This is a genomic window from Amycolatopsis sp. NPDC026612, assembly GCF_040638285.1.
GTDB lineage: Bacteria > Actinomycetota > Actinomycetes > Mycobacteriales > Pseudonocardiaceae > Amycolatopsis.
Map to the genome: position 1 here is coordinate 291,072 of NZ_JBEZYB010000002.1, position 14,902 is coordinate 305,973.

At 69.9% G+C, this 14,902-nt stretch carries 14 protein-coding genes; 6 read left to right on the plus strand and 8 right to left on the minus strand.

Going from position 1 to position 14,902, the window contains the following annotated elements; translation table 11 throughout:
- Positions 1-29 precede the first annotated feature (29 nt).
- The 3 genes from AB0F15_RS03725 to AB0F15_RS03735 all read left to right on the plus strand — a co-directional run bounded on the left by AB0F15_RS03725 (position 30) and on the right by AB0F15_RS03735 (position 3,255).
- On the plus strand, positions 30-1,325 hold the full coding sequence (locus AB0F15_RS03725; RefSeq protein ID WP_360264773.1) for an acyl-CoA dehydrogenase family protein: 1,296 nt from the start codon (positions 30-32) through the stop codon (positions 1,323-1,325).
- 18 nt (positions 1,326-1,343) lie between these two features.
- Positions 1,344-2,549: an acyl-CoA dehydrogenase family protein gene (locus AB0F15_RS03730; protein ID WP_360264612.1), complete on the plus strand. Its 1,206-nt coding sequence runs from the start codon at positions 1,344-1,346 to the stop codon at positions 2,547-2,549.
- A gap of 268 nt (positions 2,550-2,817) precedes the next feature.
- Positions 2,818-3,255 carry a peptidase inhibitor family I36 protein gene (locus AB0F15_RS03735; protein WP_360264615.1) on the plus strand — a complete coding sequence of 146 codons (438 nt, stop codon included), beginning with the start codon at positions 2,818-2,820 and terminating at the stop codon, positions 3,253-3,255.
- A 13-nt stretch (positions 3,256-3,268) separates the two neighbouring features.
- On the opposite strand, the gene AB0F15_RS03740 is transcribed toward AB0F15_RS03735, so the two are convergent.
- From AB0F15_RS03740 to map, 4 genes are all read right to left on the minus strand, one after another.
- The gene (locus tag AB0F15_RS03740) at positions 3,269-4,324 is read right to left on the minus strand and encodes an alpha/beta fold hydrolase (RefSeq protein ID WP_360264618.1); all 1,056 of its coding nucleotides are present in this window, start codon (positions 4,322-4,324) and stop codon (positions 3,269-3,271) included.
- Between the two features lie 127 nt (positions 4,325-4,451).
- Positions 4,452-5,297, minus strand: a complete 846-nt coding sequence (locus AB0F15_RS03745; protein ID WP_360264621.1) for an SDR family oxidoreductase — start codon at positions 5,295-5,297, stop codon at positions 4,452-4,454.
- Between the two features lie 59 nt (positions 5,298-5,356).
- Complete coding sequence (locus AB0F15_RS03750; protein ID WP_360264624.1) at positions 5,357-5,869, minus strand: GNAT family N-acetyltransferase; 513 nt, start codon at positions 5,867-5,869, stop codon at positions 5,357-5,359.
- Between the two features lie 9 nt (positions 5,870-5,878).
- Positions 5,879-6,643 carry a type I methionyl aminopeptidase gene (gene map, locus AB0F15_RS03755; RefSeq protein WP_360264627.1) on the minus strand — a complete coding sequence of 255 codons (765 nt, stop codon included), beginning with the start codon at positions 6,641-6,643 and terminating at the stop codon, positions 5,879-5,881.
- Positions 6,644-6,780: 137 nt separating this feature from the next.
- Here map and AB0F15_RS03760 point away from each other — a divergent pair, with 137 nt between their 5' ends.
- From AB0F15_RS03760 to AB0F15_RS03770, 3 genes are read left to right on the plus strand one after another with little or no spacing between them, the layout of a single operon-like run.
- The gene (locus AB0F15_RS03760) at positions 6,781-7,320 is read left to right on the plus strand and encodes a YbaB/EbfC family nucleoid-associated protein (protein WP_360264629.1); all 540 of its coding nucleotides are present in this window, start codon (positions 6,781-6,783) and stop codon (positions 7,318-7,320) included.
- A gap of 14 nt (positions 7,321-7,334) precedes the next feature.
- Complete coding sequence (locus AB0F15_RS03765; RefSeq protein ID WP_360264632.1) at positions 7,335-7,670, plus strand: hypothetical protein; 336 nt, start codon at positions 7,335-7,337, stop codon at positions 7,668-7,670.
- Positions 7,667-8,950 (plus strand): hypothetical protein, encoded by a 1,284-nt coding sequence (locus tag AB0F15_RS03770; RefSeq protein WP_360264635.1) that lies wholly within the window; start codon positions 7,667-7,669, stop codon positions 8,948-8,950. The genes AB0F15_RS03765 and AB0F15_RS03770 overlap by 4 nt, the downstream gene beginning before the upstream one ends.
- On the opposite strand, the gene AB0F15_RS03775 is transcribed toward AB0F15_RS03770, so the two are convergent.
- The 4 genes from AB0F15_RS03775 to AB0F15_RS03790 form a co-directional block, all read right to left on the minus strand.
- The gene (locus AB0F15_RS03775; protein ID WP_360264637.1) at positions 8,951-10,105 is read right to left on the minus strand and encodes an acyl-CoA dehydrogenase family protein; all 1,155 of its coding nucleotides are present in this window, start codon (positions 10,103-10,105) and stop codon (positions 8,951-8,953) included.
- Positions 10,102-12,087, minus strand: coding sequence for a biotin carboxylase N-terminal domain-containing protein (locus AB0F15_RS03780; protein ID WP_360264640.1), 1,986 nt, complete (start codon positions 12,085-12,087; stop codon positions 10,102-10,104). Before AB0F15_RS03780 ends, AB0F15_RS03775 begins: the two co-directional genes overlap by 4 nt.
- Positions 12,088-12,092: 5 nt before the next feature.
- A complete protein-coding gene (locus AB0F15_RS03785; protein ID WP_360264642.1) occupies positions 12,093-13,706 on the minus strand; it encodes a carboxyl transferase domain-containing protein in 1,614 nt (537 codons plus the stop codon).
- A gap of 131 nt (positions 13,707-13,837) precedes the next feature.
- Complete coding sequence (locus AB0F15_RS03790; RefSeq protein ID WP_360264645.1) at positions 13,838-14,608, minus strand: SGNH/GDSL hydrolase family protein; 771 nt, start codon at positions 14,606-14,608, stop codon at positions 13,838-13,840.
- Positions 14,609-14,902: the final 294 nt, after the last annotated feature.

Sequence of the window (14,902 nt, forward strand, 5' to 3'; positions counted from 1 at the left end):
ACATGGCTGCGCCAAGGAAACGGGACGCGATGGGCTGGGGCCTGTCCGCGCTGACCCGGCTGGCCGGGAGCAAGGTCGTCGAGCGGGCCGGGCTGCGCAAGCCCCTCGAGGGCCTGGTCACCGCGGGGACCCGCAACGGCTTCCGTGCCGCCGGCGCGGCGACCCGGTCGTTCAAGTCGGTGCAGAAGCTGGGCAAGCCCGCCCGGCTCGCGCCGTCCGCCGACACCGGGCTGTTCGACCTCACGCCGACCGAGGACCAGCAGCTCATCGTCGAAACGGTGACGGAGTTCGCCGCCGAGCAGCTGCGCCCGGCGGCCGCGGACGCCGACGCCAAGCTCGAGGCGCCCGAGGGCCTGCTGAGCCGGGCCGCCGAGCTGGGCATCAGCCTGGTCGGCATCCCCGAGGAGCTCGGCGGCGTCGGCACGGAACGCTCGGTGGTGACCAACGCGCTCGTCGCGGAAGCGCTTGCGCACGGCGACCTCGGCCTGGCCGTGGCCGTGCTCGCGCCGTCCGCGGTGAGCACCGCGCTGGTCAGCTGGGGCGACGAGCAGCAGCAGGCCGACTACTTGCCCGCGTTCGTCGGCGAGCACGTGCCGGCCGCGGCGCTGGCACTGCAAGAACAGAAAGCGCTGTACGACCCGTTCAAGCCGGCGACGAAGGCGCGCCGCACCCCGAAGGGCTACCAGCTCGACGGCGTGAAGGCGCTGGTCCCGCGCGCGGCGCAGGCGGAGCTGTTCGTCGTGTCGGCCGACCTCGAAGGCCGCGGCCCGGCACTGTTCCTCGTCGAATCGTCGAGCGCCGGGGTGTCGATCGAGGCCGAGCCGGCGATGGGCCTGCGCAGCGCCGCGACCGGCAAGCTGCACCTGGAGCAGGTGGCGCTGCCCGCGGGCGCGCTGCTCGGCGGCGGGAAGGCGGACGTCTTCGCGGAGGTCGTGCGGCTTTCGCGGCTCGGCTGGGCGGCGCTGGCCGCCGGGACCGCGAAGGCCGTCCTGGACTACGTCGTCCCCTACGTCAACGAGCGGACCGCGTTCGGCGAGCCGATCAGCCACCGGCAGGCGGTCGCGTTCTCCGTGGCCGACATCGCGATCGAGCTGGAGGGCCTGCGGCTGGTCACGCTGCGCGCCGCGGCGCGGGCCGAGCAGGGCAAGCCCTACGCCCGTGAGGTCGCGCTGGCGCGGAAGCTGGCCGTGGACAAGGGCATGCAGATCGGCAGCGCGGGCGTGCAGCTGCTCGGCGGGCACGGCTTCGTCAAGGAGCACCCGGTCGAGCGCTGGTACCGGGACCTGCGCGCCATCGGCGTCATGGAAGGCGCCGTCCTTCTCTAGGCTTCGGAAAGGCAAGTCATGATCAACCTGGAAGTCCCCAAGAAGGCCGGCGCGCTGATCAACCAGGCGTACCAGGCCGCGGCCGAGGTGTTCCGGCCGATCTCGCGCAAGTACGACCGCGCGGAGCACACCTACCCGGCCGAGCTGGACATGTTCGCGGCCCTGCTCGACGGCCTCAACTCCTCCGGCGAAGGCGGCGCGGGTGCGGCGGGCGTGCGGCGGTCCGGTTCCGACAAGAACGAAAAGGGCAACCGCAACGGCGCCAACCTGAACGTGGTCCTCGGCACGATCGAGATGTGCTGGGGCGACGTCGGCCTGCTGCTGTCGATGCCGCGGCAGGGCCTGGGCAACGCGGCGATCAGCTCGGTGGCCACGGACGAGCAGCTGGAACGCTTTTCCGGCATGTGGGCGGCGATGGCGATCACCGAGCCGGGCTTCGGCTCGGACTCGGCGGCGGTCAGCACGACCGCCCGCCTCGACGGCGACCACTACGTCCTCAACGGCGAGAAGATCTTCGTGACGTCGGGCGAGCGCGCGGACGCGGTGGTCGTCTGGGCGACGCTGGACAAGTCGAAAGGCCGCGCGGCGATCAAGTCGTTCGTGGTCGAGAAGGGCACGCCGGGCTTCGAGGTGGTGCGCACCGAGCACAAGCTCGGCATCCGCGCGTCCGACACGGCGGTGCTGCGCTTCGAGAACTGCCGCGTGCCTCGCGAAAACCTGCTGGGCACGCCGGAGATCGACACGAAAAAGGGTTTCGCGGGCGTCATGCAGACGTTCGACAACACCCGGCCGCTGGTGGCGGCGATGGCGATCGGCGTGGCCCGCGCGGCTCTCGAAGAGACGCGTCGCATCCTCACGGAAGCCGGGATCACGATCGACTACGACCGCCCGGCGAACAGCCAGCACGCGGCCGCGGCGGAGTTCCTCCGCCTGGAAGCGGACTACGAATCGGCCTACCTGCTGACGCTGGAATCGGCGTGGATGGCCGACAACCGCCGGCCGAACTCACTGCAGGCGTCGATGGCGAAGGCCAAGGCGGGCCGGTCGGTGGTGGAGATCGCGCTCAAGTGCGTCGAGCTGACCGGGGCTTACAGCGAGGAGTCGCTGCTCGAAAAGTGGGCACGGGACGCGAAGATTCTGGACATCTTCGAGGGGACGCAGCAGATTCAGCAGCTCATCGTCGCGAGGCGGATCCTCGGGAAGTCCTCGGCCGAGCTGAAGTAGTTGTGACGCAACAGAAAGCCGCCCGGCCACTCGCCCTTCTCGGGGCTCAGCGACCGGGCGGCTTTCGCGTCGGCGGGTTGTTCCGGCAAAATTGCCGACTCACAAGAAACTTTCATCAGTAGCACTCGAACAATATCGGCCGATAGTGCACCACGGGATAAATACCGTCATCCGGCCACCGCAGATCCACCCGAATGATCGCTGTCCTCTTCCGCGGCTCTCTTTATGCTTTCCCCGAGCCGTCCTTTCGAAGAAGCAGGAGCCGTTCATGTCGATGAAGAACCGTTCCAGGACGATCCGGCGCGCATTCACCGCGGCGGCGGTACCCGTGCTCGCCACGGCAGCGCTGGCGACGATGGCGCCGCCGGCGTCCGCAGACAACAACGCCTGCCCGGTCGACCGCGTGTGCCTGTTCCGCAACAGCAACTTCTCCGGCGGACGCTACGTCGACGATGGAACGACCCTGCGGCTGTCCCTGGCGCGCTGGGACAACGGGGGCAGCGTGGACAACTCGGCGAGCTCGGTGATCAACAACACCAATCGGACGTTCCAGCTCCACGAGCGGTACTACGTCCCGTGCCTGGGGCCGATGCTGACCGTCCGCGCGCACACCGAGTACGCCGACTTCTCCAGCACCTACGCGGATTACCCGGACAACACGACGAAGGTCAACGACATCTTCAGCTGCCTGGTCGGCCTTCCGTGACAACGCGGTGCGCTCAAGGGAGCTGGTCGTCCAGGAACTCGTCCAGGTAACGCCACGTCGTGCCGCGGGCCTTGCGGCCGGTGAGGACGCCCAGGTGCCCGCCAGGAGCCGTCTTGAAGCGGACCTCCGGGGCCTTCTCCAGCAGCTCCACCACCCGCTCCACCGACGGCCTCGGGGCGATCGTGTCGTTCTCGCCCGCCACCACCAACGTCGGCACGCGCACCGCCGACAGCGAAATGATGCGGCCGTTCAGGTCCACCTTGCCCTCCGCCAGGTCGTTCGTGCGGAACAGCCGGTGGTACAGCTGGCCGAACGTGCGGCCCGGGTAGGCGTACATGTTGCTCATGAAGTGGTCGACCGCCTCGATCTGCGCCAGGTAGTCACGGTCGTCGAGGTGGGACAGGATCGCCAGCGGCTTGGTGATCTCCTTGCTGATGCCCGTCGCGCGGAACACGCGGCTGACCAAATAGGACGGTGCACCGCCGAAGACGCGGTAGATCGGGGTCAGCAGGTGGCCGTTCGTCAGGTCGACCAGCGGGCGGAACGGCGCCACGATCGGGATGGCCGTGAAGTCCACCGGTGAGCCGATCGCGGTGATCGACGCGATCGGGAGGTCCGGCCGGTCGGCGTTCACCAGCAGCGAGAAGATCCCGCCGAGCGACCACGACACGAGGTGCACCGGCTGCCCGCCGGCGTCCGCGCTCACCTTGCGGATCGCGCGCGGCAGCACCTCGTCGATCCAGTGCTCGATGCCGAGGCGCCGGTCGGAGAACGCGACCGTGCCGTAGTCGACGAGGTAGGTGTTGCGGCCGTCCTCCACCAGGTGCTCGATGAGGCTGCAGCCGCGGCGCAGGTCGAAGCAGATCGCCGGCGCGGCCAGCGGCGGCACCAGCAGGATGGGCGGCCCGGACACCGTCCCGCCGCGGTGCGTCATCCGGTACAGCGAGCGGTTGGGGCCCTGGTCGATCAGCACCCGCGGCATCGGGCGCAGGTCGGCGACGCCGCCGTGCAGCACCTTGCCGACCACGTTCGACGCCGCGGCGGCCAGCCGTGCGGGTGGTGAAGCCATTTCTCGTGCCTCCTGGACGCGGATTCTGCAGGCAATCTTGCCGGGCCGGGCAACCGGACTCAACAGCACCACACCCGCAAGCACCTGGCAAGCACGTCCAATTCGGACAGTCGCTAGGCCGTCCGAGTTACTCCGGGGCCGCCCCGGGAGCGCTCTCCGCGGCCCGCGCTTCGTACGCCGCGCGGGCCGGGGAATGGGCCGCTGAAGCCAAAAGCCGATCCGCCTTCAACGCCCGCGCGAGCGCCTCGCCCGCCCGCCGCGGCAGCAGCCGCGTGAGCTTGCCCATAGTGCCCAGCGACCGGGGCACGAAAACGTCGAAACGAGGCTTGCGCAGTGCGGATACGATGGCGTCGGCCACATCTTCCGGCCGCACGGACCTGAACATCTTCGCTTCGCCGAGGCCGCTCGCGAGCTCCGTCCGCACGATGCCCGGCATGACGCACGAGACGTGGACGCCGCTGCCGTGCAGCTCCAGGTGCACCGCCTCGGACAGCCCGACGACGGCGTGCTTGGTGGCGCAGTAGGTCGCCGCGCCGGGGAAACCGGCCTTGCCCGCGAACGAGGCGACGTTGACGATGTGCCCGCTGCGCCGCGGCCGCATCCGCCGCACCGCCTCGCGCGTGCCGTGGATGACGGCGTGCAGGTTGATCTCCAGCTGACGCCGGGTCGTCGCGTCGCTCTCCGCCTCGAGTTCGCCGAGCGGCATGATGCCGGCGTTGTTGATCAGCACGTCGATCCGGCCGTGGCGGCGCTCGACCTCGTCGAGGAAGACCGTGAACGCGCGGACGTCCGTGACGTCCAGCGGCAGCGCCTCGGCGCCGAGTTCACCGGCGGTCTTTTCGGCCTGGACCAGGTCGAGGTCGCCGATCACCACCTTCGCGCGCCGGCGGGACAGCGCCGACGCGGTCGCCGCGCCGATCCCCCGGCCACCCCCGGTGATGACGACGACCTTGCCCGCGAGCTCCTCGGCCATGGCGACTCCTTCGTCTGTTGGCACCGCGTCAACAGTTTCGCCCGTGCCGCCGCGTCCCGCTACCCCACGCGCTGCTCCAGCACCTGCCCGGCCCACTCGCCGACGTCGAAGCGGACCGTCGGTTTGAAGCCTTGACCCTCGTAGTAGCGCTGCAGCTCGCCGTCGCCGCCGGCCCAGCAGTCGACGCGCACGAGGTCGATGCCGCGCCGCCGCGCCTCGTCGAGGGCGTACTCGACGAGGCGCCCACCGACGCGCCGGCCGGCGAACCGCCGCGACGTGATCAGCAGCCGGATGTACAGCTCGCGCTCGTCGACCGCCGGCACGTGCTGGTCGTGGTCCTCCGAGACGATCAGCGCGCCGGCGGGCTCGCCGTCGACCACCGCGATGCGCAGCCCCGGGTCCGCGGCCATACCCTTGACCGCGTCGATGCGCTTCGGGACGCGGCTCCACGGCTCGGTTCCCCACTGCTTCGAGCTGCCGCGGGCGATGAGCCATTCGACGGCTTCGTCGAAGAAGCGCAGCAGCGTGTCAGCGTCCCCAGAATCACCCGACCGGATGACGGTGTTGTCCATTCCCCCTGTCTACCGCACAGTGAGCACGCGCGGGCCGTCTTCGGTGATGGCGATGGTGTGCTCGACGTGCGCGGCCCGGCTGCCGTCGACGGTCAGGAGCGACCAGTCGTCGTCGGCGTAGCGGTAGGCGTCGCCGCCCCGGGTGAGCATCGGCTCGATCGCCAGCGCGAGGCCCGGCTTGAGCCGCATTCCGCGCCCCGCGCGACCTTCGTTCGGCAGGTGCGGGTCTTCGTGCATCGCCCGGCCGATGCCGTGGCCGCCGTGGTCGTCGAGCATGCCGTGCCCCTGCGCGCGTCCGGCGGCACCGATCGCGGCCGAGATGTCACCGAGCTTCGCACCCGGCTGGGCCGCGGCGATCCCCGCGGCCAGCGCCCGCTCGGTCGCCTCGATCAGCGCGAGGTCGGCCGGGTCGGCGTTGCCGACGACGAAGCTGATCGCGGCGTCACCGTTCCAGCCGTCGAGGATGGCGCCGCAGTCGATGCTGAGCAGGTCGCCGTCCTGGAGGCGGTACGCCGTCGGGATCCCGTGCACGACGACGTCGTTGACGCTGGCGCAGAGGACGTTGGGGTAGGGCGTCGGCGCGGACCGGGGCTGGTAGTGCAGGAACGACGGCTTGGCGCCGGCCTCGCCGATCACCTGAGCGGCGACTTCGTCCAGCTCGCGCAGGGAGACGCCGATGGCGGCGGCCTCCTTGACGGCGTCCAACATCTGGGCCACCACTCGCCCGGCTTCGCGCATCATCGCCAGCTCGGACTCCGTTTTGATCTCGACCATGCCGATAACTATACCGGTATAGTTATCGCTGTCCAGTGGGAGCCACGTTCAGCCGGTGGCTCCGTCGGCGTCATCCGGAGTTCAACGAGCGCTGATTGACTTCGCTCGTTCACGACTTCTCTCGCGACGAGGACGAATTGACCCAGTCAATGCCTTCCGGCGGCGATCCGTTGGCCGCGTTCACGGTCGAACTCGAAGAAATCCGGGCAAAGGCTGCGGCGGCGCAAGAAAAGCTCCGGTCCGCGGTCGCCACCGTGCGGTCGCCGGACGGCGCGGTCTCGGTGACCGTCGGCCCGAGCGGGGTGCTGCAGGACCTCCGGTTCGGCCCCCGCGCGTACGAGCGTCCCCCGCAAGCGCTGGCCGGCCTGGTGCTCCAGCTGATCGGCCGGGCGCAGCAGAAAGTCTCGGCCGAGGTCGCCGACGCGTTCAGCGGCATGGTGGGCGAGAGCTCGGCGGCCCGAGAGCTGCTGGACGAGTTCCTGCCGGCCCCCGAACCGGACGAGGGACCGCCGCCGGACAAGCGCGACGTGTTCCTGCCGGAGCAGGAGGCCGAGGGCCGCCCGGCTCCGCCCTCCCACCGCCCGCCGCCGAACCCGCCGCCACCGCAGCACGGGCCGCCCCGCCGTCGTCCCCGGCCCGCGCCGGAAGACGACGACGGCGAGACCAACCCCTGGTAGTACGGAGGAGAACCGTGGTTTCCGGAGAAGGTTTCTCGGTCGACCCGGCCGAGCTGCAGAAGTTCAGCCAGTTCCTGTCGGGCACCACGCAACCGGCGGTGCAGGACGCCGCGAACCGGATGCAGGCCGCCAACGGGTTCGACAACGCCGCGTTCGGCATCCTGCTCGCCCAGGCCCTCGCCGTGCCCTCGCGGATCACCATGGCCGTGATCACCGGCGAGATCACCAAGCTCGCCGGCGACGTCGGCAAGTCCGCCGCCGACGTGAAGAAGGCCGCCGACACGTACGCGACACACGACTCCAACACCGCACAGGGTTTGCGCACTTTCGAGACGGAGCTGGGCAAGTGACCGTTCCCATCACGGCATCGAACTCCACCACCGGGGCCGGCGTCTTCGACAGCTGGAAGCAGGTGGGCGACTCCATCGGCAAGGTCCAGACCGAGCACGGCGGCGACCTCGCGGCCGTCAGCGTCGAACTGGGCATCAACCTCATCAGCGCCACGCTCGACACCGTCGCGTTCGTGATGGACCCGCTCTCGAAGCTGATCGCCGCGGGCCTGGGCTGGCTGATCGAGCACGTCTCGTTCCTGAAGTGGCCGCTGGACCAGGTCGCGGGCAACCCGTCCGAGGTCACGAAGGTCGCCAACGAGCTGCACAAGATCGGCGAGGCGCTGCGCAACACCGGCACCCAGCTCGACGACACGCTCAAGTCGACGATCACCCAGTGGCAGGGCAAGGGCTACGACAGCTTCAAGAAGTCGATCGACGACCGGAAGGGCTGGATCGACGCGAACGCGAAGGCGTCCGACGTCGCCGGCTACATGGTCGAGACCACCGGGGCGCTGATCGCCGCGGTCCGCGCGCTGCTGCGCGACATCATCACGACGATCCTCGGCGACATCATCTCCACGATGCTGATCGCCCTGGCGATGGCCGCGTTCACCTTCGGCGCGTCGATCGCCGTCGGCGTGAGCAAGATCGTCGTGCAGGTCTCGATCCAGGTGGCGGCGATGGCGGCCAAGCTCGCCAAGGTCGTCGCCTACGCCGGGCGCACGATGGCGCGGCTCACCCAGCTGTCGAAGCTGGTCAAGCCGAAGCCCGGCGCCTCGAACGCGGGTCACGAGCTGACGAACGTACCGCGCCCGAGCGGGAACACCGTCCCGAACTTCTCCCGGCCACTGCCGCCGCCACCGGGTACCGCGGTCACCCACAACGGCCCCGGCACCGGGGGCGCCACGCCGAGCACGCGGCCCCCGGGTGACGGCACCACACCCAACTTTTCGCGCCCGCTGCCGAAGCCGGTGGACCCGCCGCCCGCGCCCAAGCCGCCGTCGCCGCAGTCGCACCTCAGCGAGCACGACTTCCCGATGATCAAGAAGCACGAGGACTGGCTGAAGACCAAGTTCGGGGACAGCTACCAGAAGATGAAGTTCGTCGACGACTGGCTGAAGGCCAAGCACCCGGACTACTACCCGATGCTGAAGGCCCTCTCCGACGCCAAGAGCTCGAAGAACTTCGTCGGCTGGGGCGGCAAGGACATCGTGCAGGTCGACCGAGGTCTCACCGACATCCAGATGCAGGCGGAAGCCGCCTGGGCCGAGGAGGACCAGAAGCAGCAGCAACCCTAGTCAGATGACGCCGAGGTGCCGGGAGATCAGCATCTTCTGGACCTCGCTCGTCCCCTCGCCGATTTCCAGGATCTTGGCGTCGCGGTAGAAGCGGCTCACCGGGAACTCGTTCATGAACCCGTAGCCGCCGAAGATCTGCGTCGCGTCGCGGGCGTTGTCCATCGCCGCGTTCGACGCCACCAGCTTGGCGATCGACGCCTCCTTCTTGAACGGCTCGCCGCGCAGCATCTTCGACGCCGCCTGGTAGTACGCCAGGCGCGCGGTGTGCGTGCGGACCTCCATGTCGGCGATCTTGAACTGGATCGCCTGGTACTCGCCGATCCGCTTGCCGAACGCGACGCGGTCCTTCACGTACTTCAGGCACTCGTCGACGCAGCCCTGCGCGAGCCCCACCGACAACGCGGCGATCGCGACGCGGCCTTCGTCCAGAATGGACAAGAACTGCGCGTACCCGCGGCCGCGCACGCCGACCAGGTTCTCGACCGGAACCCGGACGTCCGAAAAGGACAGCTCGTGCGTGTCCGAGCAGTTCCAGCCGACTTTGGAGTACTTCGGCGCCACCACGAACCCCGGCGTGCCGGACGGGACGATGATCGCCGAGATCTCCTTGCGGCCGTTCTCCATCACGTCCGTCACGGCCGTCACCGTCACCAGCCGGGTGATGTCCGTGCCCGAGTTCGTGATGAACGCCTTGCTGCCGTTGATGACCCACTCGTCGCCGTCCTGGGAGGCACGCGTGCGCGTCGCCCCCGCGTCCGAGCCGCCGCCCGGCTCCGTCAGGCCGAACCCACCCAGCGCCGTGCCCTCGCACAGCGACGGCAGCCACTTCTCCTTCTGCTCCTGCGTCCCGAAGCGGAAGATCGGCATCGCGCCGAGGGAAACCCCGGCCTCCAGCGTGATCGCCACCGACGAGTCGACCCGGGCCAGCTCCTCCAGCGCCAGGCAGAGCGCGAAGTAGTCGCCGCCCATGCCGCCGAACTCTTCCGGGAACGGCAGGCCGAACAGGCCCATCTCGCCCATCTTCGCGACGATGGCGTACGGGAACTCTTCCTTCTCGTACAGTTCGCCGATCACGGGCGCGACCTCGGCGTGCGCGAAGTCCTCGACGGTCTTGCGGAGGGACTCGTACTCCTCGTCCAGGCGGAAGTCGATCACTGCTGCTCCTCGTGGGGCCGGATTACGGCAAGGGTTTCGTCCAGCGCGACCTGTTGGCCGGCCCGGACGGGGAGTTCGCCGACCACGCCGTCGATCGGCGCGGTGACCGTGTGCTCCATCTTCATCGCTTCGACCACCAGCAACGGCGTCCCGGCCTTCACCACGTCACCCGCGGCAACCTTCACCACGAGCACCGTGCCCGGCATCGGGCTGGTGACCGGGCCCGCGCCGGCGGCCTCGCCGCGCGAAGCAAGCACGAACTCCTGCTCCCCGAAGGGAAAGCTGAAGCCGTCGCGCGCCAGCCAGACCGTGCGGCCCTGGCCGCACGCCTGCCGGTAGCGGTGGAAGCCGCCGGTGTGCCGGATCTCGAGCACGTCGCCGTCGCGGCGGGCCGACACCTGGACCGGCTCGGCGCCGTCGACGAACACCGTCGCGGCAGCGGGGGTGCCCTGCACGCGGACCACGGCCCGAGCGCCGCCGGACTTCAGCCGGAACGTGACCCCGCCGGAGCCACCCATCCGCCAGCCGTCCGGCACGTCCCAGGGATCCACCACGGGCCCGGACGGCTGCAGTTCCAGGAACCGGTCCAGGGCGGCCGCCACGAAGAACTCGGCGGGCACGTCGGAACTGACCAACGCAGACAACCGTCGGTCGACCAGCTCGGTGTCGAGCCGGCCGGCGCGGACATCGGCGTCGGCCAGCAGCCCGCGCAGGAACGCGGTGTTCGTGCCGATGCCGAGCACCGCCGTATCGGCCAGCGCCCGGTCGAGCCGGTGCAGCGCGGCCGCGCGGTCCGGCCCCCAGGCGATGACCTTGGCCAGCATCGGGTCGTAGTTCGAGCCGACCACCGCCCCGGGCGTCATCCACGAGTCGACGCGGACGCCGTCGCCGGACGGCTCGTGCACGGCCAGCACCGTGCCGCCGGTAGGGATGAAGCCGCGCGCCGGGTCTTCGGCGTAGACCCGCGCTTCGACGGCGTGGCCGTTCAGGGAAACGTCCTGCTGCGCCACGGAAAGCCGTTCGCCCGCGGCCACCCGGACCTGCCACTCGACCAGGTCGAGGCCGGTGACCAGCTCGGTGACCGGGTGCTCGACCTGCAGCCGGGTGTTCATCTCCATGAAGAAGAACTCGTCCGGGTCGTGGGCCGACATGATGAACTCGACGGTGCCCGCGCCGACGTACCCCACCGAGCGCGCGGCCTCGACCGCCGCCGAACCCATCTTTTCGCGAGTCGCGGGATCGAGCAGCACCGACGGCGCTTCCTCGATGATCTTCTGGTGCCGTCGCTGCAGGCTGCACTCGCGCTCGCCGAGGTGGATGACGTTCCCGTGCGTGTCGGCCAGCACCTGGATCTCGATGTGCCGCGGGGTCGTCACGAACCGCTCCATCAGCAGCGTGTCGTCACCGAACGAGCCCTTGGCCTCGCGGCGCGCCGACTCGATCGCGGCGTCCAGCTCGCCGGGAGCGCGCACCAGCCGCATGCCCTTGCCACCCCCGCCGGCGGACGGCTTGAGCAGCAGCGGATAGCCGACCTTCACGGCAGCCGCGCCGAAGCCACCGTCGGGAATGTCCACATCGGACGCGCCGGGCACGACCGGGACCCCGGCCTTCGACACCGTCGCCTTGGCGCGGATCTTGTCGCCCATGGCGTCGATCGCCGCGGCCGGCGGCCCGATGAACACGAGCCCGGCGGCCTCGCAGGCCCGCGCGAACTCGGCGTTCTCCGCCAGGAAGCCGTACCCCGGGTGCACGGCCTGCGCCCCGGACGACACGGCGGCGTCCACCATGGCCGGGATCGAAAGATAACTGCGAGATGCCTCCGCCGGGCCGATGCGCACGGCGGTGTGCGCCTCCCGGACGTGCCGGGCCTCGGCGTCGGCGTCGCTGTACACGGCGACCGCACGGATGCCGAGGGCCCGCAGGGTGCGGATGACCCGGACCGCGATCTCGCCCCGGTTCGCGACCAAAACTGAGTCGAACATGCCCCTCACATCCGGAAGACGCCGTAGTTGACTTCGGCCAGCGGTGCGTTCGCCGCGGCCGAGAGGGCGAGGCCGAGCACCGTGCGGGTGTCCGCCGGGTCGATGACGCCGTCGTCCCACAGCCGCGCGGTGGAGTAGTACGGGCTGCCCTGCGCCTCGTACTGCTCCCGGATCGGGTCCTTGAACGCCGCTTCGTCCTCTGTGGACCATTCGCCGCCGCGCGCCTCGATCGAGTCGCGCCGGACCGTCGAGAGCACCGACGCCGCCTGCTCGCCGCCCATCACGGAGATCCGCGCGTTCGGCCACATCCAGAGGAACCGCGGCGAGTAGGCCCGGCCGCACATCGAGTAGTTGCCCGCGCCGAACGAGCCGCCGATCACGACGGTCAGCTTCGGCACCCGTGCGCACGCCACCGCGGTGACCATCTTCGCGCCGTGCTTGGCGATGCCGCCCGCCTCGTACGCGCGCCCGACCATGAAGCCGGTGATGTTCTGCAGGAACAGCAGCGGGATCGAGCGCTTGTCGCACAGCTCGATGAAGTGCGCGCCCTTCATCGCCGACTCGGCGAAGAGCACGCCGTTGTTCGCGATGATGCCGACCGGGTGGCCGTGGATCCGGGCGAACCCGGTGACCAGGGTGGCGCCGTACTCCTTCTTGAACTCGCCGAAGCGGCTGCCGTCGACGATCCGGGCGATCACCTCGCGGACGTCGTAGGGCACGCGCGGGTCGGTCGGCACGACGCCGTACAGCTCGGCCGGGTCGACGGCGGGCGCTTCGGTCGGGAGGACGTCCCACGGCCGCGGCGCGCGCGGCCCCAAAGTCGACACGATCGAGCGAACGATCCGCAGCGCGTGCGCGTCGTCGTCGGCCAGGTGGTCCGTGACGCCAGACTGGCGCGCGTGGACGTCACCGCCGCCGAGCTCCTCCGCCGTGACGACCTCGCCGGTCGCCGCCTTCACCAGCGGCGGGCCGCCGAGGAAGATCGTGCCCTGGTTGCGGACGATCACGGCCTCGTCGCTCATCGCCGGGACGTACGCGCCGCCGGCGGTGCACGAGCCGAGCACCGCGGCGACCTGCGGGATGCCTCGCGCGGACATGGTCGCCTGGTTGTAGAAGATCCGGCCGAAGTGTTCACGATCCGGGAAGACCTCGTCCTGCCTCGGCAGGAACGCGCCGCCGGAGTCCACCAGGTAGACGCACGGCAGGTTGTTGTGCAGCGCGACCTCCTGGGCGCGCAGGTGCTTCTTCACCGTCATCGGGTAGTACGTGCCGCCCTTGACGGTGGCGTCGTTGGCGACGACCACGCATTCCCGGCCCGAGACCCGCCCGACGCCGGTGATGATGCCCGCGGACGGCGCTTCGTCGTCGTAGAGGCCGTTCGCCGCCAGCGGCGAGAGCTCGAGGAACGGCGAACCCGGGTCGAGCAGCGTGTCGACGCGGTCGCGCGGCAGCAGCTTGCCGCGCTCGACGTGCCGGGTGCGCGCCTTCTCGGGGCCGCCGAGCCGGGCGCTCCCCAACCGTTTGCGGAGGTCTTCGGCCAGTTCCGCGTGCGACGTCGCGTTGCGGGCGTAGGCCTCGCTGTCCGGGGCAGCCGTAGTCCCCAGTGCCGGCGTGTCCATGGGCTCCCTCGAAGTTAGCGGTCGTTAACCTCCGGCTCGATGTTAGCGACCGCTAACCTGAGTGTCCAGTCACGGACCGCGGAAAGGCCACCCCGGCGGACCGGGGTGGCCTTCCCGAGCTCGAGCGGCAGTCAGCCGATCGCCGTCCGCAGCGGGGCGTAGTAGCCGCCGGACTGGCCGGCCGCGGTCGGGTGGTACGACTCGATCACCGGCCAGGTCAGGCTGTGCAGGTAGTCGTCGGCCGACGAGCAGATGTTGTGCCCGGCGAACGACGACCGGACGTCGACGAACGTCGCCCCGCCCGAGGCGGCGCGCTGCTGGGCGACCGACGCGAGCGCGTCGGCACCCGAGTTGATCGCCGAGCGCTTGGTGTCGCTCAGCCCCACCCAGCACGAGCCGGGCACGGTGTAGAAGCGCGGGTAGGACAGGACGACGAGGCGAGCCCCGGGCGCCTTGGCCTTGATCGCGTTGTAGGTGTTGGTCAGCAGGGACGGCAGCGTGGTGTTGATGTACGTCTTCGCCGTGTTGACCCGGCTGACGCAGTCGGAGTCACTGCCCAGGGTGCAGGACTGCATGACGTCGGCGAAGCCGGCGTCGTTCCCGCCGACGGTCACCGTGACGAGCGTCGTCCCCGCGGGGATCGAGTTCGCCTGGTTGATCACGTCCCCGGTGCGGGCGCCGGAGCAGGCGAGGAACGTGAACGAGGTTCCGCTGTGGGCGTTGACCCACAGCTGCGGATAGGCCTTGGAGCTGCGGTAACAGCTCCCGGAACTGCCGTAGCTGCCGGCTCCGACCCCCGAGGAGTAGGAGTCGCCGAGCGCGGCATAGACGGTCCCGGCGGCTTGAGCGAGGCCGGTGACGCCGAGAGAAGCAAGGACAACGGCCCCCAGGGCCGTGCTCAACCGTAGGAGGGAACGCCGGAACTTACGGATGGGAACAGCCATGGGTCACTCCTTTGTGACAGGGCCGACCCAAATAGGACAGCAGGTGGAAGCCTCACAAGGAACCCCTAGGTGACGGTAGGTACCCACTCGGCCCACATCGGAAGGAGGGAGCCGGAAAATGACAAGTTGCAGCCATTCGAGTGAATCCACCACTTCCGCCGAACCCGCAGGTCCGGTGCGGCGCAAGGACCCCGAAGCCACCGCAACCGGCCACAGACCCGGAGGGACGGGACGTTAGCGCTCGCTAACCTG